This is a genomic window from Kocuria sp. KKT182 (assembly GCF_055635395.1).
On record NZ_CM145757.1, the window covers coordinates 772,313 to 797,540 of the forward strand.

29 protein-coding genes are annotated in these 25,228 nt (G+C 68.9%); 14 read left to right on the top strand and 15 right to left on the bottom strand.

The features are described from left to right. The first annotated feature begins 75 nt into the window (after positions 1-75). Together ACZ2G1_RS03460 and ACZ2G1_RS03465 are read left to right on the top strand one after the other, a co-directional pair. Positions 76-279 (top strand): hypothetical protein, encoded by a 204-nt coding sequence (locus ACZ2G1_RS03460; RefSeq protein ID WP_126350191.1) that lies wholly within the window; start codon positions 76-78, stop codon positions 277-279. A 170-nt stretch (positions 280-449) separates the two neighbouring features. Next, the gene (locus tag ACZ2G1_RS03465; protein ID WP_126350192.1) at positions 450-719 is read left to right on the top strand and encodes a hypothetical protein; all 270 of its coding nucleotides are present in this window, start codon (positions 450-452) and stop codon (positions 717-719) included. 27 nt (positions 720-746) lie between these two features. On the opposite strand, the gene ACZ2G1_RS03470 is transcribed toward ACZ2G1_RS03465, so the two are convergent. Beyond that, positions 747-1,586 (bottom strand): helix-turn-helix transcriptional regulator, encoded by an 840-nt coding sequence (locus ACZ2G1_RS03470; protein WP_109269310.1) that lies wholly within the window; start codon positions 1,584-1,586, stop codon positions 747-749. Between the two features lie 259 nt (positions 1,587-1,845). On the opposite strand from ACZ2G1_RS03470, the gene ACZ2G1_RS03475 reads away from it, so the two are divergent. Together ACZ2G1_RS03475 and ACZ2G1_RS03480 are read left to right on the top strand one after the other, a co-directional pair. Next, positions 1,846-2,637 carry a DUF3159 domain-containing protein gene (locus tag ACZ2G1_RS03475; protein ID WP_167508876.1) on the top strand — a complete coding sequence of 264 codons (792 nt, stop codon included), beginning with the start codon at positions 1,846-1,848 and terminating at the stop codon, positions 2,635-2,637. Between the two features lie 57 nt (positions 2,638-2,694). Next, entirely contained in the window at positions 2,695-3,651 is a 957-nt protein-coding gene (locus ACZ2G1_RS03480; protein WP_470377486.1) for an SDR family oxidoreductase, read from the top strand. A gap of 124 nt (positions 3,652-3,775) precedes the next feature. Here the strand turns inward: ACZ2G1_RS03480 and ACZ2G1_RS03485 are convergent, their stop codons facing one another. The 5 genes from ACZ2G1_RS03485 to ACZ2G1_RS03505 form a co-directional block, all read right to left on the bottom strand. Beyond that, entirely contained in the window at positions 3,776-4,345 is a 570-nt protein-coding gene (locus ACZ2G1_RS03485; protein ID WP_109269312.1) for a GNAT family N-acetyltransferase, read from the bottom strand. A gap of 353 nt (positions 4,346-4,698) precedes the next feature. Further along, positions 4,699-4,878 (bottom strand): hypothetical protein, encoded by a 180-nt coding sequence (locus ACZ2G1_RS03490; RefSeq protein ID WP_126350196.1) that lies wholly within the window; start codon positions 4,876-4,878, stop codon positions 4,699-4,701. Positions 4,879-4,886: 8 nt separating this feature from the next. Continuing rightward, positions 4,887-6,221 (bottom strand): NtaA/DmoA family FMN-dependent monooxygenase, encoded by a 1,335-nt coding sequence (locus ACZ2G1_RS03495; protein ID WP_109269314.1) that lies wholly within the window; start codon positions 6,219-6,221, stop codon positions 4,887-4,889. A 190-nt stretch (positions 6,222-6,411) separates the two neighbouring features. After that, entirely contained in the window at positions 6,412-7,128 is a 717-nt protein-coding gene (locus ACZ2G1_RS03500; protein ID WP_109269315.1) for an NADPH-dependent F420 reductase, read from the bottom strand. Positions 7,129-7,334: 206 nt separating this feature from the next. Continuing rightward, a complete protein-coding gene (locus tag ACZ2G1_RS03505; protein WP_109269316.1) occupies positions 7,335-7,937 on the bottom strand; it encodes a TetR/AcrR family transcriptional regulator in 603 nt (200 codons plus the stop codon). Between the two features lie 463 nt (positions 7,938-8,400). Between ACZ2G1_RS03505 and ACZ2G1_RS03510 the strand changes: the two genes are divergently transcribed. Beyond that, positions 8,401-9,936: a DHA2 family efflux MFS transporter permease subunit gene (locus ACZ2G1_RS03510; RefSeq protein WP_272026750.1), complete on the top strand. Its 1,536-nt coding sequence runs from the start codon at positions 8,401-8,403 to the stop codon at positions 9,934-9,936. A 32-nt stretch (positions 9,937-9,968) separates the two neighbouring features. Beyond that, positions 9,969-10,736 (top strand): NADPH-dependent F420 reductase, encoded by a 768-nt coding sequence (locus ACZ2G1_RS03515; RefSeq protein ID WP_280531850.1) that lies wholly within the window; start codon positions 9,969-9,971, stop codon positions 10,734-10,736. A 17-nt stretch (positions 10,737-10,753) separates the two neighbouring features. Here the strand turns inward: ACZ2G1_RS03515 and ACZ2G1_RS03520 are convergent. Continuing rightward, a protein-coding gene (locus ACZ2G1_RS03520; protein ID WP_470376661.1) for an IS5 family transposase occupies positions 10,754-11,559 on the bottom strand; the annotation gives its coding sequence in 2 pieces (ribosomal slippage) (positions 10,754-11,220 and positions 11,220-11,559; 807 coding nt in all). 194 nt (positions 11,560-11,753) lie between these two features. On the opposite strand from ACZ2G1_RS03520, the gene ACZ2G1_RS03525 reads away from it, so the two are divergent. Both ACZ2G1_RS03525 and ACZ2G1_RS03530 read left to right on the top strand, forming a co-directional pair. Next, positions 11,754-12,251 (top strand): DUF1990 family protein, encoded by a 498-nt coding sequence (locus ACZ2G1_RS03525; RefSeq protein ID WP_115162715.1) that lies wholly within the window; start codon positions 11,754-11,756, stop codon positions 12,249-12,251. Positions 12,252-12,341: 90 nt separating this feature from the next. Further along, the gene (locus ACZ2G1_RS03530) at positions 12,342-12,542 is read left to right on the top strand and encodes a hypothetical protein (RefSeq protein WP_136341387.1); all 201 of its coding nucleotides are present in this window, start codon (positions 12,342-12,344) and stop codon (positions 12,540-12,542) included. A 13-nt stretch (positions 12,543-12,555) separates the two neighbouring features. On the opposite strand, the gene ACZ2G1_RS03535 is transcribed toward ACZ2G1_RS03530, so the two are convergent. Then, positions 12,556-13,521 (bottom strand): NAD(P)-dependent alcohol dehydrogenase, encoded by a 966-nt coding sequence (locus tag ACZ2G1_RS03535; protein WP_470377487.1) that lies wholly within the window; start codon positions 13,519-13,521, stop codon positions 12,556-12,558. 17 nt (positions 13,522-13,538) lie between these two features. Beyond that, complete coding sequence (locus tag ACZ2G1_RS03540; RefSeq protein WP_109269321.1) at positions 13,539-14,207, bottom strand: TetR/AcrR family transcriptional regulator C-terminal domain-containing protein; 669 nt, start codon at positions 14,205-14,207, stop codon at positions 13,539-13,541. A gap of 119 nt (positions 14,208-14,326) precedes the next feature. On the opposite strand from ACZ2G1_RS03540, the gene ACZ2G1_RS03545 reads away from it, so the two are divergent. Both ACZ2G1_RS03545 and ACZ2G1_RS03550 read left to right on the top strand, forming a co-directional pair. Beyond that, positions 14,327-14,824: a DUF6326 family protein gene (locus tag ACZ2G1_RS03545; RefSeq protein WP_470377488.1), complete on the top strand. Its 498-nt coding sequence runs from the start codon at positions 14,327-14,329 to the stop codon at positions 14,822-14,824. Between the two features lie 181 nt (positions 14,825-15,005). Next, positions 15,006-15,341 (top strand): hypothetical protein, encoded by a 336-nt coding sequence (locus ACZ2G1_RS03550; protein ID WP_197722634.1) that lies wholly within the window; start codon positions 15,006-15,008, stop codon positions 15,339-15,341. 238 nt (positions 15,342-15,579) lie between these two features. On the opposite strand, the gene ACZ2G1_RS03555 is transcribed toward ACZ2G1_RS03550, so the two are convergent. The 4 genes from ACZ2G1_RS03555 to ACZ2G1_RS03570 all read right to left on the bottom strand — a co-directional run bounded on the left by ACZ2G1_RS03555 (position 15,580) and on the right by ACZ2G1_RS03570 (position 18,909). After that, positions 15,580-17,019: a signal peptidase I gene (locus ACZ2G1_RS03555; RefSeq protein WP_470377489.1), complete on the bottom strand. Its 1,440-nt coding sequence runs from the start codon at positions 17,017-17,019 to the stop codon at positions 15,580-15,582. 9 nt (positions 17,020-17,028) lie between these two features. Beyond that, on the bottom strand, positions 17,029-17,649 hold the full coding sequence (locus tag ACZ2G1_RS03560; protein ID WP_470377490.1) for a hypothetical protein: 621 nt from the start codon (positions 17,647-17,649) through the stop codon (positions 17,029-17,031). A gap of 176 nt (positions 17,650-17,825) precedes the next feature. Next, on the bottom strand, positions 17,826-18,341 hold the full coding sequence (locus ACZ2G1_RS03565) for a hypothetical protein (protein ID WP_470377491.1): 516 nt from the start codon (positions 18,339-18,341) through the stop codon (positions 17,826-17,828). Between the two features lie 130 nt (positions 18,342-18,471). Further along, on the bottom strand, positions 18,472-18,909 hold the full coding sequence (locus ACZ2G1_RS03570; protein WP_470377492.1) for an HNH endonuclease family protein: 438 nt from the start codon (positions 18,907-18,909) through the stop codon (positions 18,472-18,474). Between the two features lie 95 nt (positions 18,910-19,004). Between ACZ2G1_RS03570 and ACZ2G1_RS03575 the strand changes: the two genes are divergently transcribed. From ACZ2G1_RS03575 to ACZ2G1_RS03585, 3 genes are all read left to right on the top strand, one after another. Next, a protein-coding gene (locus ACZ2G1_RS03575; protein WP_470376678.1) for an IS5 family transposase occupies positions 19,005-19,834 on the top strand; the annotation gives its coding sequence in 2 pieces (ribosomal slippage) (positions 19,005-19,356 and positions 19,356-19,834; 831 coding nt in all). A 274-nt stretch (positions 19,835-20,108) separates the two neighbouring features. After that, on the top strand, positions 20,109-21,857 hold the full coding sequence (locus tag ACZ2G1_RS03580; RefSeq protein WP_144999515.1) for a ThiF family adenylyltransferase: 1,749 nt from the start codon (positions 20,109-20,111) through the stop codon (positions 21,855-21,857). Between the two features lie 77 nt (positions 21,858-21,934). Next, positions 21,935-22,348, top strand: a complete 414-nt coding sequence (locus ACZ2G1_RS03585) for a Mov34/MPN/PAD-1 family protein (RefSeq protein ID WP_470377710.1) — start codon at positions 21,935-21,937, stop codon at positions 22,346-22,348. A gap of 244 nt (positions 22,349-22,592) precedes the next feature. Here the strand turns inward: ACZ2G1_RS03585 and ACZ2G1_RS03590 are convergent, their stop codons facing one another. Beyond that, on the bottom strand, positions 22,593-22,991 hold the full coding sequence (locus tag ACZ2G1_RS03590) for an ester cyclase (RefSeq protein ID WP_284563864.1): 399 nt from the start codon (positions 22,989-22,991) through the stop codon (positions 22,593-22,595). 83 nt (positions 22,992-23,074) lie between these two features. Next, on the bottom strand, positions 23,075-23,809 hold the full coding sequence (locus ACZ2G1_RS03595; protein ID WP_284563863.1) for a MerR family transcriptional regulator: 735 nt from the start codon (positions 23,807-23,809) through the stop codon (positions 23,075-23,077). A 154-nt stretch (positions 23,810-23,963) separates the two neighbouring features. On the opposite strand from ACZ2G1_RS03595, the gene ACZ2G1_RS03600 reads away from it, so the two are divergent. Further along, complete coding sequence (locus ACZ2G1_RS03600; RefSeq protein ID WP_336650633.1) at positions 23,964-24,977, top strand: arsenic resistance protein; 1,014 nt, start codon at positions 23,964-23,966, stop codon at positions 24,975-24,977. Positions 24,978-25,228: the final 251 nt, after the last annotated feature.

The following is a 25,228-nucleotide window of genomic DNA, read 5'->3' on the forward strand; positions in this document are numbered from 1 at the left end:
CCCGGTGCTCACCGGCTGGTCATGGTCGTGGCCCAGGCTGAGGGCTCAACTCGACCTAGAAAGGGGTTGGACACCATGGCTGACACCGTGTCGTCCATCGACGACCTCACCACCGTGCACGTCGGGAACCGACTGGAGGCCTGGTCCAACGGGGTGCTGCACCACCTCGGGATCGTGGAGGAGAAACTGCCCGAACTGGGGGTGCTGTGGATCCGCGAATCCGGCACCGGCCAGCGCAAGATGCTCGACGTGCTCAGCTACGACCTCCGTGTCCGCTGACCCCCCGACCAGCAGAGGACCTCTCACCGAGACGGTTTCCGGGTACAAGGGTCGGTTCTCGTTCACCCTGTGGGCCAGGGCCACGAAGAACGCGCCGGGAGGTTCCCGGCCGTCTCCGCGAAAGTTCCGCGCCCGGCAAGAACAGCCTCTTCCGCCACAAGGACACGATCATGAGCGCATCCACCACCCTCACCTCGGATCGGAGCGATCCAGCCCGATCCCCTGGCCCGCACCGCAGGGTACGCTCCTGCCTGGGACCGGAGGAGGCCTTCCCCGATGAGCTGGGTGGCCTGAGCCTGGCCGAGCTGCAGGTGCTGCACTCCCGGATCTGCCGCCAGCTCGAGCGTGAGTACCTCACCACACCGCACGGACCGCACCCCTGCACCACCGACCGGCTCCACGACGTCCTGGGCGAACTCGACGCCCGCGACAACGCCTGAGCCGGCAACCGTGCCGCACGGCACGTGTCAGCTGATCTCCTGCGCGCCGAGGACGGAGAGCAGTTGCAGCTTCTCGTAGCTCTCGGTGCCAGGCACCGCGGTGTACACCAGCAGCAGGTGCGACTGCTGCGGGTCCAACAGCGTCTGGCAGTTCAGCTCCAGCGTCCCGACCTGCGGATGCACGAAGCGCTTGACCTCCTCGGGCCGGACACCGACCTCGTGCGCGTCCCACAGGTTCCGCAGCTCCTCACTGCGCGCCAGGGCCAGCTCGGCCAGCTGCGCTGCCCGGGAGGCGGGCCCGCGCCGGGTGACGAGCGTGCGCAGGTGCGAGGCGTACAGGCGCGAGAGAAACGCGTGGTCCTCGGGCGCGTACAGGGCCCGGGCGCCAGGGTCGATGAACCAGCGGTAGCCCAGACTGCGGGCCGGGCCGGTGTATCCGGTGGCGTCGCCGGTGAGCGCGACGCCCATCGGGGTCTGGCGCAGCGTCTCACCCAGCTCGGTGACGATCTCGGCGGGGGTGTCGACCAGGCGGTCGAGGATGCGCAGCAGGCCAGGGCTGATGTGCTCGCTGAGCGCTCCGCGCGTGGGCGGGTGGTGCCCGGCGAGGCGGAAGAGGTGATCGCGCTCGTCCAGATTCAGGTGGAGGCCCTGCGCGATGGCGGCGATCATCTGCTCGGAGGGGCGCGGGCCGCGCTCACGCTCCAGGCGGGCGTAGTAGTCGGTCGACATGTGGCACAGCGCGGCGACCTCCTCACGGCGCAGGCCGCTGGTCCGCCGGCGCCGCCCCCGAGGCAGCCCCACGTCCTCCGGCTGCAGCGCCTCGCGCCGCCGGCGCAGGAACTCCGCCAGCCCCGCCCGATCAATCACTGTCCTGTCGGTTCCTGCCCGGTCGATCATCGGCCCACCTCTCCGTCGACTCAAGGCTCCTCGTCCCTCCCGCTCATTCGTACAGCACAGAACCACCCTTCAGCCACGGCCCGCCGATCCCACCTTGAGCCGGCACAGCGAACGGCACCACCGTGGCGGGCGCGGCGGGTTCGCGCCAGGGGTGGATCGACAGGCCCTGGTTGGGGTCGGCGCCGCGGCCGAGGCTGGAGGCACAGCCCGACCCATCCAGGAGGACACCGTGGCCAATCCATCGCCCGTCGACACCCGCCGGCCTCAGCACCCCCGGCCCGGCAAGGAGCCGTTCAGCCGCCCCCGGACCAGCGAGGCAGCGCCCGGTGCCAGCGCGCGAGCGCGCCGCGTGCTCGAGCTGCCGGAGCCCGTGGAGCGCTCCGCGGGGCGCGCCGTCGCACACCGGACCCTGGACCGCTTGGGCGGACCGGTCGGCCTGGCAGTGGCCGCGGCCCCGACCATCGCTTTCGTGGCCGCCGAGGCCGTCGCCGGGCTCGGCACGGCACTCATTGCGCTGGCCGTGACCGCGGTGCTGGCCTGCGCGGTGCGCCTGGCGCGCCACGAGCCGCCGGGGGTCGCGATCGCCGGGGTGCTGGTTGCGGCGGTCTGCGCGGGCGTGGCGGCCCTCGCGGGTGAGGCGCGTGCCTTCTTCCTGCCCACCACGCTCCTGCCCGCGGTCTTCGTCGCGGCCCACGTCGTCTCGCTGATCGCCCGGCGGCCGCTGATGGGCATCGTCGTCAACCCGTTGGTCGGCGGGCCCAGCGCGTGGCGCGAGCACCGCGACCTGCGCCGGGTGTACACCGTGAGCACGCTGGTCATCCTGGTCATGGCCAGCGCGAACCTGCTCGTGCGGGTGCTGTTCTACCTCGAAAGCCAGCTCGCGGTCCTGGCCGCGATCCAGGTCGGCGTCCCGGCGCTGTTCGCCGTCCACTTCGCCGTCACCGTGGTCCTCGCCCGCCGCGCGGTGGGCAGGCCCACCACCGGGTCCACGCCCCGCGCCCCCCGCCCCGCTCGCCCCTGACACCATCCGACCCTGACGCCGTTCACGCCCGATCACCACGACCACAGGAGCAACGTCATGCCTCGCACACCGCAGTACACCGTGCCCGATCTGTCCGGGCGGCGCGCCGTCGTCACCGGAGCCGGCGACGGGATCGGCTTCGGCATCGCGCGTCGGCTCGCCGCCGCCGGCTCCGAGGTGGTCCTGCCGGTCCGCAACCGCGCCAAGGGCGAAGCCGCCGTCGCCCGCATCCGTGCCGAGCACCCGACCGCCCAGGTGTCACTGCGCGAGATGGACCTGTCCTCGCTGCGCTCGGTGGCCGCCCTGGGCGAGCAGCTGCGCGGTGAGGGGCACCCCATCCATCTGCTGATCAACAACGCCGGGGTGATGACCCCGCCGGAGCGCCAGGTCACCGACGACGGGATCGAGCTGCAGCTGGGCACCAACCACCTCGGACACGTTGCGCTGGTGGCGCACCTGCTGCCGCTGCTCGTCGCGGGCCGGGCCCGGGTCACCTCGCAGATCAGCATCGCGGCCAGAAGCGGGGAGGTGAACTGGAGCGACATGAACTGGGAGACCTCCTACGCCGGCATGCGTGCCTACAGCCAGTCGAAGATCGCCCTGGGCCTCTTCGGGCTCGAGCTGGACCGGCGCAGCGGCGCCTGCGGCTGGGGCATCACCAGCAATCTCTCGCACCCTGGTGTCGCCCCGACGAGCCTGATGGCGGCGCGGCCGGAGATCGGCAGGGAGCGGGACACCCCCAACATCGCCGTGATCCGCCGCCTGTCCCGAGCGGGGATCCTGGCGGGCACCGTCGACAGTGCGCAGCTGCCGGCGCTGATGGCTGCTACCTCGCTGCAGGCCCCCGGCGGGCTGTTGTACGGGCCGAAGGGACCGGGGAATCTCGGCGGCGGCCCGGGCCGGCACGCCCTGTTCCGCCCCCTGCGCGATCTGCAGGCGGCCGAACGTATCTGGAGGGTCTCCGAGGAACTCGCCGGGGTCTCGTTCGCCACGTCCGCGCCGGCGCCGTGGTGAGCACTGACGTCGAGGCCGGCACCACAGTTGTGGGCATCAATGAGTGATGAGCCCGCTTCGAACCCCGAGCGTGCGTTCTACCGTCCGTGCCCAGAGGATCCTCGGGGAGAGGGAAGGCGCTCCTTCACCCACGCGACGCCGTGCGGCTCATCGAGTAGACGACGGGACCTGCCGGGATCGCAGTGGTGGCGGTGGTGGCAAATCCAAGACGCTGGTAGAGGTGCACGTTTCGTTCGTCCGAGGTCTCCAGTACGACGGGCTCCCCGCGCCGGTCAATCAGTGCCAGGCCCGCTACGATGACCGCTGTTCCCAAACCCGCGCCTTGCCGGGCAGGGTGAACGCCGACCGTCTCGAGGGTCCATGAGCCCACCGGGGCGGCAGGCAGATCCAGGCCGGTGAGGGCAGTCAGACGTGCCCCGAGGAGTTCGGCGATCCGATGCTGTGTCGGTGCTGGTGGGTCCGCCGCATCCGCTGGGAGGAAAGCGGCGACCGCACTCACCTGCTCGTCCACGAGCACGAGGCCGTGCTCGAGGGTGTGCGACAGATACAGTCGCTGGATCTCCTCCAGACGCGTGCGGTAGCCGTCTGCGGGAACGGTCCACCGCGTCCACGAGTACGTCTCGAAGGCAGCGGCGAGGACCCGTGCCGCAGCGTCCAGGTCAGAAGTCGCAGCGGGGCGGATGCGGGGACTCATGGCTGGTTCTCCTGGACGTCGAAGGGCGGTGCCAACAGCCGGCCGACCCCACAGCACAGGTCAGCGGATCTCATGATCGTCACAGGCACGTCCGCGGCTGGCCGCCCAGGCTCGTCGGCTGCTCCCCTCCGCAGAACCCGGTGGCCACCGGTTGTTCCGGGGGCGCCGGGCGCGCCGCGGACGAGCCGCAGCGGTGAGCAACCTCTACCGCAGCACGGTAGGCCGCTAACGGGCCACTTGTGAAGCGGTGGGGAAGAAGCCGCTCTTGACTCCACTGCCCACGAGTCAATCAGCGACTGTTCCGGCCCTGAAGGTGTGGTGGAGCCCTCGCCCTCAGTGCACGGTGATGTGCCTCAGGGTGTCTCGTCCGGGCCCAGGCGGCGGTACCGTCCCTGGAAATACAGCAGAGGTTCGAGCGCGTTCGGGTCCTGCTCATCATGGCCGGTGATGATCGTGATCCCGGAGGCGTAGTGCCCCAGGGAGTCCCGGAAGGCCCGGGGGTCGATGTCCTGCCGGTCGGCTGCTGTTTGCATGGCCGGGGTCATCGGGCCGGGTCCGTGAGCCGGGCGTCCAACCCGTACTGCTCGTGGGCTCCCAGGTTCTCGCGCAGGGTGGGGCCCTCGTAGTCGTGGTGGTAGAGCCCGCGCTCCTGCAGGATGGGCACGACCTCGTCGACGAAGGTGTCGATCCCGTCCTCGTAGACGTCGATGGAGACCCAGAAGCCGTCGGCCGCCCCGGCCTCGAACCACTCCTGCAGGTGGTCGGCGGTCACGGAGGCAGGACCCACCGGGGTCGGGTGGTAGTCGATGACCCCGTGGGCGAGAACGTCGCGGATGGTCCACCCTTCGCGGGCGACTTCCAGGGCTCGCGGGGAGCGGGGATCGAAGGGGTTGGGGCGGGCGGCGGCCAGCTGGGCGGGAGTCAGCGGCCGGTCCAGCTGACCGACCTCCAGCTCCAGTCCCAGCATGGACCCCAGGTACGGGACACGGGCCGGGAATATGAGCTCGCCCAGGGCCACGCGGCGGTCCAGGGCGGCGCGCTTGGTGGGGCCGATGGCCGGCATCACCCCGGCGAAGAACTTCACCTCGTCAGGGTTCCGTCCGGCCCGTCGTGCAGCGTCCCTGATGGCTTCGCGCTGGGCCCGGGCGTCCTCGATGGTGAACACCGCGCCGATAACCGCGCTGGCGTACCGGCCGGCTATCTCGAGCCCGTTCGCCCCGCCGCCGGCGGAGAAGATCACCGGCTGGCCCTGCTCCGAAGGCGGAATGGGCAGCGGCCCCTGGGAGGCGACGTGCTCCCCGCCCAGGTTGATCGCCTGGATCTTGCCCGGGTCGGCGAACCGCCCGGTGGCGGGGTCCTTGTGCCAGGCGTCGGGCTGCCAGCTGCCCCACAGCGCCTGGGTGATCTGGATGGTCTCGTGGGCGCGCTGGTAGCGCTGTGGTCGGGCGGCGATCTGGCGGCCGAAGTTGGCCGCGGAGCTGGGGTCGCTGGTGGTCACCGCGTTCCAACCGGCCCGGCCGTGGCTCATCACGTCCAGGGCCTTGAACTGCCGGGCGAGGTTGTAGGGCTCGTTGAAGGTCGTCGAGCCGGTGGCCACCAGCCCGATGCGCCGGGTGCCCCGAGCGATCGCCGCCAGCGTCATCATGGGTTCCAGGGTCAGCATGGGTGCCTCGTGCTCCGGGTCCCCGCTCAGGGCCAGGAAGTCGGGCAGGAACAGGAAAGCGAACTTCCCGCGTTCGGCGGCCTGGGCGTAGCGGACCTGGGCGTCGAAGTCGGTGTAGTTGGACGGGTCCACCCCGGGGGCCCGCCAGGCGGCGGGCTGGGAGCCGTAGCCGTTGCCGAGCTGCATGCCGAGGATCATCTGCGGGCTGGTCATCGAGGAGTCTCCAGTGAGAGGGCACTTAAACGGAGCCTTTCTCCGTATACTCGCTCCAACGATACGGAGAAAGTCTCCGGATTGTCAAAGGGCCGGGAACCCTGCTCCGGAAGGTGGACGAGCGCTGGGCAACCGCGGGGACAGATGTCGCGGTGAAATCAGTGGGCCACCGTGCCGACCTCCGGCCGGGTCAGAAGGTGCGCTCGGCCACCCGTACCCGCTGCGCGCCCTCGAGGGCGGAGACCAGCCGGGCGGCCGGCACGGTCCCGGCGGGGGCCTCGAGCAGGCGCTCATCGGGGGTGGTGGGATCGGCGAGGTAGAGGCGGGTGTAGGCGGCGGCCTCAGGCTCGAACCGCCAGCTCTCGGCCAGGGTGCCGGTGTCGACGGTGTCGAAGCCGAACCGATCGATCAGTGCCGCCACTCGAGTCTTCGCCGCGGCGTCGTTGCCCGCGATGGGCAGTGCGGTGCGGTCAGGCACCCCGGCGGGGCGGGCCAGGGCGGGGATGTGGTGGGCGAGGATGTTGTTGAACGCCTTGACCAGCTGGGCTCCGGCGAAGTGGCGCTGGACGAGCTCGCCGGTGGTGAACTCGTCCGCATCGAGGACGGGAATGCGCCCGTCGCGGAACGGGTAGTAGTTGCTGGTGTCGACCACCGTCCTTCCCTCCAGCAGGGCCGCCGGGATCGCGGTCGTCGCGGTCAGCGGCACGGACAGCACCACGAACTCCCCGGCGGCAGCCGCCTGCTCGACGGCACCGGCGGTGGCCAGCGGGCCCAGCTCGGCAACGAGATCGATGAGGGTTTCGGGACCGCGGGAGTTGGCGACGACGACCGGGGTGCCGGCCGCTGTCGCCAGGCGGGCGATGGCCGCACCGATGTTCCCGCTGCCGATGATTCCAAGGGTGGGCATGACGAGTCCTCGCTCCGGGATAGGTGGAATGGGGTCGGGGTGGTGACGTTCACTGGGGCGCAGGTCCCGTCGTTGGCGGTTCACGACGTGCCGGCGGGCCGATGTCTGGGACTCCCCATGGACTCCGCGGTCGTTGCCGCTTCGTTCCGAGGAACACCGCGCTCGACGCTGGGCTGCGTGGGCGGTCCCGTGGCTGCCCGTGCTGGTCAGTTCGCAGGGGCGTCTTCGGGTCGGGGTGTGGCCCAGCCGGAGCGGATCATCTCGCGCACGGCCTGGGCCGAGGCCTCGTCGGCCATGGCTGCCCCGCGCACCCAGGCCGTGGCCAGGGCGGCCAGGAACAGGTCCCGCCCGCGCACCCACGACCGGGCTGTGCCCTCGCGCTGGGCCGCGCCGAGGAACTCCTCGGTGGTCGCAATGAAGCCCTGGCAGGTGATCGCCAGCGGGGAGGACTCCTGGGACAGTGCCGCCCGCAGGGGGTCGGGCAGTCCGTCGAAGGCGGTCACCCACTCCCCCAGCGCGTCCAGCCAGTGCTCCAGAGCAACCGCCGCGTCGGTCTCCTGCCTGAGGGCCTCGAGCTGGGCCTCCAGCTCCTCGTTGCGGGCCTGCAGCAGGGCGGCCAGCAGGGCGTCGCGGTTGGGGAAGTGCCGGTAGAGGGTTCCGGCTCCCACGCCGGCCCGCTTGGCCAGCGCGTCCAGGGACCCGGTGATGCCGGCCTCGGCGAAGAACTCTTCGGCGACTTCGAGGATGCGTGTGCGGTTGCGCCGTGCGTCGGTGCGCGGCCGGCGCGTGCCGGTCTCTGCCTCGGTCATGGTCGGGCTCCTCTCCTCGAGTAAGTGGAGACTATCTCCGCATGGTCGTCGAGGGCAAGCGAGGGCGTCTTTTACATCAAGACCCGCGGTGTTCCGCCCGGCAGGATCCACACCTCCGGCCACCTGCAGAACCAGCTCAGCCCCAGCCACCGCACTGCACCACGGCCGGGGACTCGATCTGGGAACTGCGGCACGCACTCCGGGCATGACCCCCGCACCAACGCCACCGATGCTGCGCCATTGACCCACAGACCCCAGTCGCCAACCCCCACCCGAGACGTGGCCACGATCACCGGCAGGGAGAGAGGCAACCACTTGTCAAACGGAGTTACTCTCCGCTTTACTGATGCGGAGGCGTTCTCCGTTTGAGGTTACGCCTCTCCCCCGCCATTGACCACAGGGACCCGGGTTGCCCGGATTCCTCCTCGAGGCCGAACCACAGCGTGATGAAAGAGAGCCCCCGATGACCACCCGCCAGGCGTCGATCGACCCACAGCCCGACACCGAGCCCCCCGTTCTGAGCACTTCCCAGGTCGTGGATGCGCGCGACAAACTGGCCCCCGGTGATGGCCTCGTCCTGGGGCTGCTGATGGCCTCGACCTTCATCGTGCTGCTGAACGAGATGCTGCTGGGGGTCGCGCTGCCCACCCTCATCGAGGAGCTGGCGATCACCGCGACGACCGGGCAGTGGCTGACCACCGGCTACCTGCTCACCCTCTCCGTCCTGATCCCGGCCACCGGCTTCGTGATGCGCAAGTTCCACCTGCGCACCGTCTTCCTGACCGCGATGTCGCTCTTCACTGCAGGGACGGTGCTCGCCGCCCTCGCCCCCGGCTTCGGGGTCCTGTTCACCGGCCGGATCATCCAGGCCATCGGCACCGCCGTCTTCCTGCCGCTGCTGATGGCCACCACCATGCGCCTGGTTCCGGCGGCCCGCCAGGGCCGGTTCATGGCGCTGGTCGTGATCGTCTCCTCCGCAGCACCGGCCCTGGGCCCGGCGGTCTCGGGCCTGGTCCTGTCCCAGCTGAGCTGGCGGTGGTTGTTCCTGCTGATGGTGCCGGTCGCCCTGACCGGGCTCGTGCTGGGCGCGGTGAAGCTGCGCAACATCACCACACCGGAGCCGATCAAGCTCGACGTGCTCTCCCTCGTTCTCTCGGCTGCGGGGTTCGGCGCACTGGTCTACGGGCTGGCCACCATCGGGGAGTCCACCTCGGGCCACACCCCCGTCTCCCCCTCCCTGCCGATCCTCGTCGGCGTCCTGGGCGTCGCCGCGTTCGTCCTGCGGCAGCGGGCGCTCCAGCGCACCGACGACGCGCTGCTGGACGTGCGGATCTTCGCCGTGAAGTCCTTCACGGTGCCGCTGCTGGTGATGCTGGCCCTGACCATGACGGCCTTCGGCACGGGAGTCGTCTTCCCGCTGCTGCTGAGCAGTGTCAGCGGGTTGGGCACCTTGCAGATCGGGCTCTTCCTCGTGCCCGGTGGCATCACGATCGCCGTGGTCTCGGCCAGCGGCGGGCGGCTCTACGACCGCCTCGGCCCCCGGCCCCTGGCGGTCCCCGGGGCACTCATCGTGGCCGCCTCCCTGTGGTTCCTGAGCCGCATCGACTCCGGCACGGCCGTCTCGACGCTGCTCATCGCCTACATCACCATGATCATCGGGCAGGCACTGATGTGGAGCCCGCTGACCACGGCCGCACTGTCGGCACTGCCCGCCCATCTCTACCCCCACGGCAGCGCGGCCTTCGGCACCATCCAGCAGCTCGGTGGCGCGGCCGGCACCGCCGTGCTCGTCTCCGCCTACACCCTTGGGTCCACCGCACACGGCACCGGCCCCTTGGACCTGGCCCAGTCCGTCTCGGCCGCACAAGCCGCCTTCACCGCCGCGGCCGTCGTCGCCTCCGCCTCGGCTCTCGCCACCCTGTTCGTGCGCCGCCCCCGATCGGTCGACCCGCACACCCCCGCGGAACCCACACTCACGGCCCCGGCCGCAACGGCCTGACCCACACCCCCTCGCCCCCATCGGGCATCCACCTGCAGCAAAGGAGACAGACCATGAAGATCGGCATTCTGGGCACCGGGCACATCGGCACCACCCTGACCCAGCGGTTGAGCGCAGCCGGACACGACGTCGAGGTCGCCAACTCGCGCGGGCCCGAAACGATCGGGGCCGAGGTGCTGGCCTCAGGCGGACGTGCGGTCCTGGCGGCCGAAGCGGTCATCGATGTCGACGTCGTGATCCTCTCCGTTCCCCTGCACCGTCTTCCGCAGCTCGCGCCGCTGCTCACCGCTCTGCCGTCCGGCACCGTGGTCATCGACACCTCGAACTACTATCCGCAGCGCGACGGCAGGATCGAGGCCATCGAGGCCGGTCAGGTCGAGAGCCTGTGGGTGGCCGAACAGCTGGGGCGACCGGTCGTCAAGGCGTGGAACGCCATCGGCTCCCCCTCCTTCGCAGCCAAGGGTCAACCGGCAGGCAGTCCGGACCGCATCGCCATCCCCGTGGCAGCCGATGACGACCACCACCGGGCCGTGGGCATGGCCCTCGTCGAAGCCACCGGCTTCGACGCCTTCGACGCGGGCCCGTTGACGCAGTCGTGGCGCCAGCAGCCGGGCACCCCGTGCTACTGCACCGACCTCGCCCTCGAAGAGATGCCGGAGCAGTGGGGGGCAGCGGACGCGAGGCGATCGCCGACGCGACGCGACCTGGCCGTCGCCGCCATCCAGGAACGAGTCGGGGACGCCACCACCAACCTCGACGCCGAATACGGCGTACGCCTCAACCGCGCCCTCTTCATCTGAACCCGTAAGAACTTGTTTCATAATGCGGTGAGGCGTCTGTGGCAGATCAGCGCGCAGGCCAGTTGCAGCAGTCCGAGATGGAGGTCGGCCCGGCGTTCCCACCGAGTCCGGAGTCGCTTGTAGGAGTGCAGCCAGGCGAAGCCGCGCTCCACCACCCAGCGATGCCGGCCCAGCCCGGAACCATGGGCGACGCCTCGACGGGCGATGCGCGGAGTGATCCCGCGGGCGCGCAGCAGCCGCCGGTACTTGTCGTGGTCATAGCCACGGTCCGCGAACAGTTCCCGGGGCTTGCGGCGGGGCCGACCACGCAACCCGCGGATCGGCGGAATCGAGTCGACCAGGGGCAACAGCTGGGTGACGTCGTTGCGGTTGCCGCCGGTGAGGGTGACCTGTAGCGGGATGCCGTTCGCCTCAACGATCAGGTGGTGCTTGGAACCGGGCCGGCCGCGATCGACGGGGCTGGGCCCGATGTGGTCCCCCCTTTGAGGGCCCGCACGTGCGAGCCGTCCACAGCGCACCGGTCTAGGTCCAGTGCCCCGGCCGCGCGCAGCTCAGCCAACAGCACTTCGTGTACCGCCGGCCACACTCCGGCCTCGGTCCAGTCCCTCATGCGCCGCCAGCAGGTCACTCCGGAGACGCCGAGCAGGTCCCGGGGCAGCTGGTTCCAGCCGAGCCCGGTCTTGAGCACGAACACGATCCCGGCCAGAGCTGTCCGGTCATCGGCGGGCTTGCGCCCTGGGTGCTGGTGGCGCCGGGGTGGGCGTGGTGGCAGCAACGGCTCGACTCGCTCCCACAGCGAGTCCGGTACGAGATCCCCCATCATGCCCACCAGGGTCACCGAGGACCCCGTCAGCACTCAAGGGCTACGTCGAACTCATTATGAAATGACCTCTAAGACCCTTTGGCCCGCTTCCTGGCAAACACGGTGAAAACCAACCCATTCTGCAACGTCCCCCTCATAGGCCGTGACCGGCAGCCAGGCCATATGCAAAGCGCTCCCTTGGCATAGTGAGCGCTATGACTTTGCTCGACCGCCCACTGACCTACCCGGAGGTCGGCGCTACCGCCGGGCAGTTGCCCGACGGATACGACCATCTGAGGGCCCAGCGAGTCATCGGACACGGGGAGTCGATGTTCCGCCGCGCCACCGAACGCCTGATGAGCTGGCAGATGCACCGAGCAGCCGGCCTAACCGTCGAGGCCACCACACCCCGGGTCGAGCAGGGTAGCCGCGTCCGTCTGCGCCTGGGCCGGCACATGCTGCGGATCTCCTTCGGATGCCAGGTGATCTACGTGGTGGAGGAGGAGCGCCGGCGGGGCTTCGCCTACGGGACCCTGCAAGGCCACCCCGAGCAGGGCGAGGAGAGGTTCTGCCTCGACTGGCGGGACGATGACGCGGTCGTGTTCACCATCACCGCCTTCTCCCGGCCAGGCGTCTGGTGGTCCCGCGCCCTGGCACCGATCAGCCATCGCCTGCAGCAGCAATACACCCGGCGATACCTCCACGCTCTGTAGCGCCCCGCCGATACCTGGGGAGCATGCGCCGCAAGGGAACGCGTCCTCGGCGCTGAAGGCCTCAGCCATCAGCACACCGAGGAGATGGTCGTGGTGCTGCAGCAGCCCTGGACCGGGGTCGGGGCGCGATTCCACATCCAAGATCTGTGGCTGTACGTGGCCCCCACGGTCGTGGTCGTCCTGCTGTTCGCCGGCATCATCGACCGGTTCGAAGACCTCGTGCAAACCGGTCTGCTGTTCGTCGCCGCGGCCTTCCGGCTCCTCGAGATGTGGGGATTGACCCTCTCGTAGGTTCGCGCGGTCTTCAGTCGGCACCTGCTCGCACCTCGACCACCACTTTGCCGAGCGCGCGGCCGTCGCCGACGTAGGTGAGCGCTTCGGGCACCTGCTCGAGGGGGAACACGCGGTCGATGTGGATGCGGACATCTCCCGCGACGCATCGGTCGGCAAGAGGCGAGAAATGCGCCGGACCCGGCTTGACGGCGAGAACCCCCAAACGCCGACCCGTCATCGCGCCGATCAGTGCGCCGACCGTCACCACTCGCAGCAGGGCGCGCGTCGTCCCGCCGACGATCAGGTACGTGCCACCGGGGGCGAGCGCACGGCGATACGCGAACACCGACCGTCGGGCGACGAGGTCGATGATGAGGTCGTACGGACCGGTGCGCGTGAAGTCGTCGGCGCGATGGTCGATGACCTCGGCGGCCCCCAGGGATCGCATGAAGTCGAGCTTGCCGGCGTTGTCCACGGCCGTGACACGGATGCCGGAAGCAGCGGCGAGCCGGAGCGCGAACGCCCCAGTTCCTCCGCCTGCGCCGTTGATCAGCATCCGCTCACCGGGCTTCGCGCGCGCAACGGCTTGCACCGCGATCGCCCCCGACTGCGGCAGTGTCGACGCCTCGGCAAATGACAGTCCGGCCGGCTTGAGCGCGAGAGCGTGCTCGGGCGCCACGGCGTACTCCGCGAAGCCGCCTTTCAGAGTGAGATTGTCGCCGTAGACATCGTCACCGACCCGGAACAGCGTGACCCCTGCGCCCACTGCCTGGACCACTCCCGCGATGTCCGAACCGAGTGTGCGGCGGGCGGGTCTGAACAGGCCGCCGAATCGGGCATAGGCGGGCGACCCGTGCAGCCCCTCCCAATCGCTCAGATTGACCGAGGTCGCGATTACCCGCACGAGCACCTGGCCTCTCCCCGGGGTCGGCGTGGCGATATCGTCGAGCCGCAGCACATCGGGCGACCCGTAGCGGTCATGGACGATCGCTCTCATGTCCGCACGGCCATGCGCTAGCACTCGCCTCGCGCGGGGCTCTCGTCGGCGACCCGGCGCTCCAGGCCCTCCAGGAGCAGCTCCAACCCATAGTCGAACTCGTCCGCGAACGCGTAGGCGCCATCGCCCAGCAGCTCGGCGCGCGAGCGCGCAATGTGCGGATACAGCTCCGCCGACGCCGCGACCTTGAGGGCGAACGCTTCCTCGGCGCCGTCCCCCGGTTCGAACGGCAGGCTCGTCCACGTCAGCGCGAACCCGTACACGTAGGCGTCGATCGCGGAGAACGCGTGTGTTGCCAGCGCGGCGCTGAAGCCCTCGGTCATCAGCACGCCGAGGAGACGGTCGTGGTGCTGCAGCAGCGCTGGGCCGGGGTGGGGGCGCGATTCCATCATCCCGAGCGCCCACGGATGGGCGGTGAGCACCGACCGTGCCGATCGTGCCCGGCCGGTCAGCGCCTCTCGCCAGGTAGCGCCGACCTGGGGCAGTTCGATCCTCTCGAACACCCAGTCGGCGAGGTCGTCGAGCAGCGCCTCCTTGCTGGGGACGTGATGGTAGAGCGACATCGCCTCGACGCCGAGCGCCTTCGCGACACTGCGCATGCTCACGGCGGCGACACCCGCGCGGTCGGCGACCGCGGCGGCGGCGTCGATGATCCTCTCCCTGCTCAGTGGTGTGCGTCGCGTCATTTTCCCATCCTTGCGCACTTACGCCTGTAAGTCTACGCTGGTGATCACCCCTACAATCGTAAGTCGCGCGTTCGACGAAACCCGAGGACCTGCCGGTCCTCACCACCACAACGGAGCCCATGATGAGAACACGTCGACACACCACCGCGCTGGAAGACCAGCGGATCCCGGTGCAGGCCAAACTCGCGGCAGCTTGGACCAGCTTGATGTTCTTCGTCATCTACATCGACTACTTCCACCTCTACCAGCCCGGCGCCATCGACCAGATCCGGGGTGGCGGCATCTTCGAGTTCGCCATCACCCCGACGATGTTGACCCTTTTCGTCGTGGTCATCGGGATCCCGGCCCTGATGGTGGTGCTCTCCATGACGCTGCCCGCCGGTGTGAACCGCGCCGCGAACCTCGTCGTGGCAGCGCTCTACATCCCCGTCATGGTGTTCAACGCGGCAGGGACGTCCTTGGACTGGGCCTTCTACTACGGCTTCCACATCACCATCGAGGTGCTGCTCCTGGTCTTCATCCTGCGCTCCGCCTGGACCTGGCCGCGCACCGCGTCGCCGGCAACCATGGCGACCAGCCCGGACCGGGAAGCCGCTCGCATCCAGCAGCAAACGTGAACCCAAGAAGAGTCCCCGTCCTGTTCACAGCCATCTGCCTCGGTGCCGCGGTGCGGGCCTCCTGGCGGTGGGACACCAACTACCACCGGGACGTCGCGTGGGGGCCTGCCAAGACCCCTACCGGAAGGTCAGGTCATGGGATGCGCACACAGGCCCGCCACCGCCCAGGAAGGTCTCGGTCATGATCGAGGCACACGAGCTCACCCAGCGCTGCGGCGGCACCACCGCCGCGGAGCACATCGGTGCGATCGCCTTCCGGAACGGACTGCTCGTCCTGCTGCTGCCCGGCATCCTCAGCTTCATCCGCCTGGTGTGGGCGGAGACCATCGTCAGCCGCCTACCGCTGCCGGCGTCCTCAGCACTCCTCACCACCGGAGCAGCCGAGATGCAAGGTGCCTACCTCTCCGCACAGGCGAGCCTGATCGTGATGGCCGCCTATGTTGTCGTCCCTCTCGCGACGGCCGCCGTCGTGCACTCAGTGCGGCAGCAGAGGGCGCCGGTCACGGCTCACCGATGACTGGAACTGCACCCTTCAACCCTCCGGCGATGCCCATGAACCGACTGAGACAGGAGAACACCATGAACTCACGCACTCGGCATCCGCGCAGAACGATGAGGGCCATCACCCAGCTGAGATACGGCGGGACCGAGGTGCTCTCCCTCGCCGAGGTCGAGACGCCGGGGACTGTCGCTTTAACGGTGGAGGAGGCCCAGAGGAGGCGAAGGCTTTAACACCGTGTGGAGTTCGCGTCGTCTCAGGTGGGGATCGTGATGATGGGTCGGTTTACCTCGACGACCCCGCCGCCGGCGGCAGTGCCCAGGCTGATCAGGCGTCCCTCCAGGGTGAGCCGCTGGGTGGGGCTGCCGGTGGTGGTGTTGGCCGCGATGCTGCCGCGAGCCAGGTAAGCACCCCGGGCGGTGGTGCTGATGCCCAGGGTGATGCTGCCGGTCGAAGCCCAGTAGACGTTGGCCGCTCTTGCCTGGTTGCTCAGGAGCACGCGGCTGCCGTCCGCGGCGGTGATGGTGGCGGCACGGAAGATGAACTGCGCGCCAGGGTCCCCTTGGGCATCCAGGGTCAGGTCACCGGTGACGGTGAAGGTCCCGGTGGTGCTCGTGTAGATCCCCGGCGTGATCCTGCCCGTCAGCACCGTGGGGCGGCTGACAGTCGCCGGGCGGGCGAGCAGGGCGGCCTCGAGGGCACGGGCGTCGGTCATGGCGCCGGCGGCCGCCGTGGTGCCGGGCTCGACCGTCCCGGTGACGTTGCGCCGAGATCCGCTGGACTGCAGATTCTCGATGGCCAGACCGGGGTAGGTGCCCACACTGCCGCCGACCGAGGTGGGGTGCCCGCCGGGGGTGTGGTCGGTGAGGCGACCGGAGGCCAGGAGCGCGTAGTCCCTGGCTCGCCCCAGGGTGATCGCCGGCATGCCCACGTACCGCCAGGAAGCGCTGGTGCCGGTTCGAGCAGTGAACGCCGCGGTGCTCGGCGGCACCGGCCAGGCCGTCAGCCCGGCCAGGACCGCGGTGCCGGCCACGGCCAGGGCGCCGCGGCGGGCGAGCACCGGAAGCTCCTGAGTGTCGTCCTCTACTTCCTCGCCCTCCTGGTCGTCGTCGTCGCGTGCCCGCGGGACGAAGACGGCCAGAGCAATCAGCAAGGCCGCCACGGTGGCTGCGGCCCACAGGCCCAGGGACAGGTGCTGGCCGGCACCCAGCCACAATGAGGGGAGCCCGATGAACGGAACCAGAAGGCGGGCCTGGCCGATGATCTGCTCGCGGACCAGCGGGGTGGAGTCCACCTCGGCATTGGCGTCTCCGGCGGTGGCGTAGGTGCCGTCCTCGTGGTCGATCACGATCCGGTGCAGGATCGGGCGCTCCACCCCGCTGGGCTGGGCCTCGGCGGGGCTGATGAACTGCACGACCCCACCGAGCGGCACCGGTCGGTCATCCGGCAGGTCGGCGAGCACGACGACGTCACCCGGGTCGATGTGCGGTTCCATCGACCCGGTCTCGATGACGGTGGAGTGCCAGCCGAACAGGGCCGGGATCAGGGCGATGGCCGTCAGGGTGGCCAGCAGCACGAGGTAGATCTGGGCGGCGGCGCCGGTGCACAGCCGGACCCAGCCCCACAGCGCGGCCGTCACCGTGTCAGGTGTCGGCTCGGCGGTGGGGCTGGGCTCGTGGTGGGTCCGGCTCGTCACGAGGAGGGATCAGGCGGGGTCGTTGCTCTGCAGCTCCCAGACCAGGTCCACGCTCACGTTCGCGCCTTGCAGGGCGTCGATCTGCTGCGGGGTCAGGCCGGTGGTGTCGAACGTCCAAGTGCCGCGGTAGGTCGTCGACTCCCCGGCCGTGCCGGCCGTCTGCCACCGGGCGCCGCCGGTGGCGTAGTCGTTGTTGACCTGGGCCAGGGTGGACAGCGACTGGGCCGGCAGGGCGCCGGGCACGGGGCTGAAGTCGTCGCAGTTGTCGAAGGAACCGCCCGTGCCGCGCTCGACGCGCAGGTCGATGTGGTTCTCGAGCCCGGCGGCCGAACCCGAGAGGTTCTGGGTGTAGGCGCGCACCTCCCCGGCGACGGTGGAGTTGGAGGTCACCACGATGCACTTCTCACCGGTCGCCCCGGGGACGAGGTTCTCCACGGTGAAGCCGGCGCGGCCGTTGTCGTCGTCGGTCAGGGCGACCTGGCCGGTGGCCCAGGAGTTGCCGGCGTTGCGGGTGGTGGCGGTGAAGGCGGCGGTGGAGCCCTGCCAGACCAGCACGCCGGCCACGAGCACGGCGATGGGGGCGGCGGACAGTCCGGCGATCTTACGGGCCCGGGGAGAAGGAGCGTGCATGGTGGGTCCTGTTCCGCGACGGAGCCCAAGGGCAGGGGTGTCCTGCGCCGTCGCTGATGGAGGGTGAAGGGGGTCTGGTTGCGCCGTGATGGGGGTCGCCGGGCAACCGCGGTCACCCTATGAAGACGTCCCGGTGGATCTCCAGGACCTTCGTCCACTCCTGCTGTCCACCACCATCACCCCATGTGCGAAGGGGAATGGGGGTGCGTCGTACTGTCGCAACCTTCCGTCACATGCCTGACTGTCGTAGCAGGGGTCCTGTGCGGAGGGGATGTCTTGGTCCAGGCCTGGACCTCCAGGAGCCGTGCGACGGTCTGGGCCCCCTCCTCGTCGAACGCCCCAAGGATCACCCCGTAGGCATCAGAGCCGGAGATGAACCTCGTGCCGGAATCCACCTGCACGCACCGCGGCCACAGCACCTCGGCGGCCGTCAGGCCCGTATCGGTCAGCGACAGCTCGCGCCCGGAGGCGTCGATGTAGCCGCGAACGGCCAGCTCGGCCACGACGTCGCTCTCGGGACGGTACCAGCGCTCTTTCACCGGGGACCGGCCGGGCCGGAAGACGTGGACCACTACTGAGCGGCGGAACGGGGTGATGTCCTCGTCAGGGTCCAGCCCCAGTCCCAGGTGCTTGAGCACGGTCCGCTGCCAGTACTCGTTGCTGGCGGCCAGGGCGGTCGCCAACTGCTGCACCGCCTCGAATGGGACTGTCTGACTAACGTTGGAAGGGCCATTCCCATGATGAGTGGTTCTTCGCCGGCGAAGCGCTGATCGGGCCGGACACCGTTGCGGTGTCCGGCCCGCTGGCACATCGTGAGCCCGGTCAGGCCTTGGCGACCTTGATGGTCACGTTGGGGCAGGCCGCGGCGATCCGGGTCAGTGCGGCCTTCTCCTTGCTGTCGACCTTCAGGCCCCAGCGGATCTTCACCGCCACCCACTCCCCCACATAGGCGCAGCGGTGCTTGGGCGGCATCCACTCCTCGGGGCCGCGGGCCTGCTTGGTGGAGTTCAGCTTGGAGGTCTGGGCGCTGAGCGTGCGGTGATCACCGAGGTCGTTGTAGAACGCCACCCGCTTGGTCTGGCTCCAGCCCCGCGCCCCGGAGCCCCAGGCCTCGTGCACCGGCACGGTGTGGTCGATCTGCACCGTGGTGGCCGAGGTGTGGGTGCGCCCGTCCCAGGTGGTCACCCAGCGTCCGCCCTTGACGGTGCACCGCTTGGTGGTGGTGAAACTCGTCTTCACCTTGGACTCGTTCTGCAGCACCTCGGCCCGGGTGTTCTGGCAGTCCTTAGAAATGGTTTCAATAGTTATGGGTGAGGCATTGAGCGGTGTCCACCCGGCTGGTGATCATGGCTGCTATGACGAGTCAGAAGACCTCCAGGCGGCTGGTCAGCGACCAGTTGTGGGAGTTGCTGGAACCCTTGATCCCACCGCCCCCGCGGGCGAAGAACGGGCGCACCGGGCGACCGCGCGTGGATGACCGAGCGGCCCTCAACGGCATCCTGTTCGTGGCCGAGCACGGCATCGCCTGGAAGAAACTGCCCGTGGAGCTGGGCTTCGGCTCCGGGATCACCTGCTGGCGCCGACTGCGCGCCTGGCAGGAGGCCGGAGTATGGGAGAAGCTCCACCACGCCGTCCTCGACCAGCTTGGGCAGGACGGGGCGCTGGACTGGTCGAGAGCGTCTTTGGACTCGGTCAGTGTCCGGGCGAAAAAGGGGGCGAGCTGACCGGGCCCAACCCCACTGACCGCGGCAAACTCGGCACCAAGTACCACCTGCTGGTCACCGCCGACGGGCTGCCTTTGGCAGTGGCGATCACCGGGGCCAACCGGCACGACTCCATGCTCGTGGAGCCGATCCTGGACGGACTGAGCCCGGTCAAAGGCCCAGTCCGTGGCCGGCCACGGCGCCGACCGGTCAAGTTGCACGCGGACAAGGCCTACGACAACAAGAGGGTGCGCCGCTACCTGCGCCGACGCGGAATTACCGCCCGCATCGCCCGGATCGGGGTGGACTCCAGCGAACGCCTGGGCCGCTACCGCTGGGTCGTGGAACGCACCATCGCCTGGTTGCTGGCCTTCCGCCGCCTGGCCATCCGATACGACCGCAGCGCGGCCACGGTCACCGCCGTAGCGACCCTGGCCATCACCGTCATCTGCGCCCGGCGACTGCCCCGCAAAGACTATTGAAACCACTTCTAAGAATCACCCGGAGTTGCGACAGTCCTGGGCGAGATGACGCTTATCGTGTCCGACTGGAGGAGGATGATTTCTCATGGAGGTACTTATCTCCATGACGCAGAAAGGAGGTGGACACCTTGGCTAAACCTGACCACCCCAACAAGCCTGAGCACCCCGTCCACCCGGACAAGCCCGCACACCCCGTCCACCCGAACAAGCCTGACGTGCCGCCGGGACCGCCCAATCCGCCCCGCCCCCCGAACCATCGCCCGGTCGGCTGACGATGAGCACCTTCCCCACCTGGTGGGAGCAGTACCCCGGTCGCCTCCAGTTTGAGTACGACGAGCTGGAGGCGGCCGGGATCGCTGTGATCGCAGACGACCAGGCTCGCCAAAGCGGAGTCATCCGGTGGGAACTGATGGTGCCCGATAGATACACCGGCCGAGGAGAGCTAGGGCTGACGGCGACGTTCCCCGAGTTCTACCCTCACGTCCGCCCCGACGTCCGCGCCCATTCCTTGGCAATGGGCCACCACCAGCACCCGTTCGGGAAAAACCTGTGCTTGATTGGCCGCGCTTCCCGGGCCTGGCAACCAAGGGACACTCTCGCGTGGCTAATCACCTCTCAGCTCAGCACCGTCCTCGAACTGGGCATGTCCGGGGCCGGAGGCGACGGCGAGGAAGATCAGGGGGAACCGTTCTCCGACTACTACAGCGCTTATGCCTCCAACGCTGTCGTGCTGGTAGACAGTGACTGGCGACTTCCGGCCCATCCTGCAGCTGGCATGGCCACGTTGCGGATCCAGGGTTCGTTGCCACTGGACGAAACCAGGCGCACCAGTTTCACCATCGCTTCCTTGACCGGCAGCGATGGAACCCCGGTGGCAACCCTGCCCGCTTCCATAGCCCAGCTGTCTCAAGGCTCCATGGAAGTTCAAGGACGATGGGGAACCTTGTCTGCCCCCGTGGCAGCGGACAGCGCACAGGCCATCTGGGGAGCCGCCGAGGAAGCCGACCCCGTCTCATGCCAGGGCTGCCTCATCGGTGGTCGAACGTATCAATTTCGGCTGGTCGCCTTCCCTGAGGAACATGCCCGGAACTCCACCGGCACAGGATGGGTGCTGCTCGTCCGCATCGAAGGGGAGCTCATCAAGCCCGCACGGAAGGAACGCCGTTCGGGCCACCCTGCCCGCCGTTCTCCGCGTGTTGGGGACCCGACCTATCAGTTAGTGCGCGCCGGCCGTGTTGGCGTCGGAGATTTTCGCGCCCGGACCCCGGAGCTGACGGCCTTAAGCGACCGCCGAGTGCTCTTGATCGGGGCTGGCGCCCTGGGCAGTGTCATCGCCCAACATCTGGCTCGGGCGGGAGTCGGAGAGCTGACCATTCTCGACGGGGACGTTCTCGAGGCAGGGAACCTGGCACGTCACGCTTGCACCATGAGTCAGGTGGGCATGAACAAGGCTGCTGCGGTCGCCGCCCTGGTTCAGGACACACATCCCTACACTGCAGTCCGATCCGGAAACTTCGCCGTGGGCGGAGTGACCAGCGGAGAAGAACAGCGCCGGATTCTCGGCGAGGAGTTCGCACAGACGGACCTGGTTGTCGACGCCACCGCCGAAGTCGGAGTGCAGGAGCTGACCGCCGCCCTCGCCGCCCGCACCTCCACCGCCTGGGTATTGGCCGAGGCGACGAACGGGGCCTGGGGCGGCAGCGTCGTACGTGTGCCCGCGGAGGCAGACTGGTGCTTTGCCTGCTTCCAGTACCACCGTGTCGATGGAACTATGCCCATCCCACCGGCGAATCCTGCCCCGCCCACCCAACCAGTGGGGTGTGCTGAGCCGACCTTCATCGGGGCCGCCCACGATCTGAGCGAAGTCGCACTGCACGCGGTACGCACGATTGTTGCCGAGCTAGGCGGCAAGCCGGTCTTCGACGCGGCCACCGTCGTCCTTCATGACCCGGACGGCGGTCCCACCATCCCCACTTGGTCTGCCCACACCCTCACACGACACGACCAGTGCGAACACTCCTGACCGTCTGGCTGGCCCCCACCGTCTGGCCCACTTTGACGGCCGAAGCCAGCCGAGTAGCACCCCGAGAAACCGGCGGGGTGCTACTCGGCTGGAGGGCCGGACAACGTATCTACATCACCGAGGCCATCGGCCCTGGACCCCATGCTGCTCACGGTCAGACGACCTTCGTACCGGACGCCGATTGGCAGGCTGAGCGGATAGCCGAGCTGTACGAACGGTCCGGAAGGCGGTTGGCCTACCTCGGGGACTGGCACACCCACCCCGGGGGATCACCTGTTCCCAGTGAAGCTGACCGGGCTACCCTGAGCACTATCGCTGCATATGAACCGGCGCGGTGCCCCCGACCCGTTATGGGTATCCTCGGGCAACCGGACGGTGAAGAATGGCGATTGCAATGCCATATCTTCACACCTGGAACTACCTTGCGCCGGGAGAGGGTCAAGCGAGCTCAAATCATCGCTATCCCGTCGGAAGACGAACTCCAGTCCTAGAGGAAGACGGTCCCCGTGGAACATGGCCGAAGCTGCGTCCACGGTTAGAACCATCCTGGTGTTAAGCCGCTAACCGGCCATATGTAAACCGTTTTCGGCCACGGCCGCCCCCGTGAGACCTGGTCCTGAGATCGATGGGACTCACCGGAGGGCGTGGGCAGCTCCATGCGTCGTCGCGTTCGAGCTGACACTCTTCGCTCCAACCTGGTCAAAGGCCCGGCCCGCCGGTGGGCGCGCAGCCGTTCTAAGGGCGTAGCCCTAATTGGCGGAAGCGTTCCAGGGTGTCTTCCAAACCCCAGGCCTTGGCGATCAGACCGTCGCGGAAGGTGAAGAAGTACACCTCGTCGATGTTCTCGAACCGCCGGCCCGTGGGCGTGTAACCACGCCAGTCACCGAGGTGGGTGCCGGAACACCGGAACCGGGCGGCTACCGTGTCACCGTCGCTGACCAGTTGCACGATCTGCATACGGGTATCGGGGAAAGCGGCGCGGAACGGTGCGATCCAGCGCCGGGCGACCGGGGCCATGGCCGGGGTGTAGAGCTCGTCCAGAACCTGAAGGTCCCCGCCAACCAATACCTCCTGGACCAGCCGGGTGACCACCGCGGTGTTCGGGGACTGCGCGGGGTCGTCAGGGACGGTCATGGTGTGTCCTCCGGGCGGGTGGGACGTGGGTGTGCCGCCACCATACAAGGGCCGCCCCACGTGGCCACCCACAGCGCCGGCGCCTACCAGTCCCTGATCACCCCGGGCCGAGGGTCACCTCCCGCAGGGACAGCTTGGACCCCGCGTAGGGCCTCGAAAACTATGGAGGTCTTCCGGTCTTGGACGGACACGGTCAAGGTGCACCGACCACCCTCCAGCCGTAACGCGAGGGTGGTGCTGCAGTCGTTGTCATGCTCGATCCGAGCAAGCGCCGAGACCTCGATGAGTCGCTCGATGGGCAGGTCGACCACGAGGGAGTCACCATCGACTAACACCGGACAGTGTTGAAGGATGTCCTGCCAGTGACTCCGGCGTCTCGCGCGTCCGTCTTCATCAATCCATCGCTGGCCCGGGGAGTCCGAGAGCACCAGGAACGCGCACTCCGAGCGGCACCGTTCGGGGCTGTCCGGGCACGCCATGACGTGTCTGCTGGCGGCGTTGAGGTGCTCGTGGAGTCTGGTGAGCTTGGCCAGGTTCTCCTCGACCTGCGTCAGCTGCTCGGTGAGCAGCGGTTGCAAGGCGGCTTTGACCTTTGTGCAGGTCCCCGTATCGGCCAGATCCAGCAGGTTCTTGATCTCGGGCAGCTCCAGGCCCAGCTCCTTGGCGGCATCGATGAATTCCAGGCGCTCCAGCGCGTGCTCGTCGAAGGCCCGATAGCCGTTATCCGAACGCTGCGGGGCGAGCAACCCCATGGACTCGTAGTAGCGCAGCGTCGTGGCCGGCACCCCGGAGCGAGCGGAGACCTCGGAAATACGCACGCCCCCACCGTAAGCACCCCCGACTTGACCTTCAACCCATCTCTAAGGTTTACGATCCTCCCCTGACTTACGTAAGCGCCGCGTCCGCGCGCACGTGACGGCCCGCGCCTGGGTTGATGACTGTCCGGTGGGTGGCATCGACGAAGGACAGCGGATGGTCGAGATCCACCGCATCGAGAAGGAGGAGTACCCCATGTCCTGGTGGGAACGGTTGCAAAGTGTGCTGGTGGCGGTCGCCGCTGTGGCCGGCCTGGCGGTGGGAGTGGCCTGGTCGGTCGGTGCGGCCGCCGAGCACGTGGTGCTGCCGGCGTTGATGGTGATGCTCGCGGCGGTGTTCGTGCAGATGGACGCGACCCAGCTCGCCCAGGCCAAACGCGCCCGGGCGGTGGTGGCGGCCAGCCTGGTGCTCAACTTTGTGTTCACCCCGTTGCTGGCCTGGGGACTGGGTGCGGGGCTGCTGGGTGGATCACCGGACCTGCGGATCGGGTTGCTGCTGCTGCTGGTGACCCCGTGCACGGACTGGTACTTGGTGTTCACCGCGATGGCCCGGGGCCATTCCGGGATCGCCGCGGCCTTGTTGCCGGTGAACCTGATCCTGCAGCTGCTGCTGCTGCCGCTCTACGTGCTGCTGCTGGGCGGGCAGGCGGCCATGGTCGATCTCGGCACGCTGGCCGAGTCGGTGCTGCTGGTGCTGGCCGTGCCCTTGGCGGTGGCCCTGCTCGCGCGCTGGGCCTCCGCCCGGTACCGGGGCGTAGCCTGGCGCGAGCAGCGGATCCTGAATCCGGCCGGGCGTCTGGTGCTGCCGCTGCTGTACCTGGCGGTGTTCGCGATGTTCGCCTGGCAGGCCCGCACCGTGCTGGCCCACCTGGACGAGCTGGCCATGTTGCTGGTGCCGCTGGCGGCGTTCTTCGTCATCGCCCCCCTGGCCGCCACCGCCACCGCCCGCGCACTGCGCCTGCCGGCCGACCAGCGAGTGACGCTGACCATGACCACCACCGCCCGGAACTCCCCGATCGCCCTGGCTCTTGCGGTGGCCGCGTTCCCGGACCGGCCACTGATCGCCGTCGCCCTGGTCGTGGGCCCCTTGGTGGAGCTGCCCGTACTGGCGGTACTGGCCCAGATCGTGCGCGCCCCGAAGCAGGTAGAGCGACAGGCGGCCGGCGCCTGACCGGAAAGCAACCCTTTAGCGCAGCGTCGCGGTCCTGGGAAGTGTCCGGTAGACGGCCATATGTAAATCAAACGGCCTCATGCTGGCCGTGCGCAGGAGTGATTCCGTCCCCACTTGTGCGGCACAGCACACACCATGTATTTGCATAACTAAACTCGTGCTCGGATGGGTGGTGGCCCGGCGTCACATCTGCTCCTGCACCCGGCGGACCGACCCACATCCTGCAGCAGACCACACCGGCCGCGCTGCCC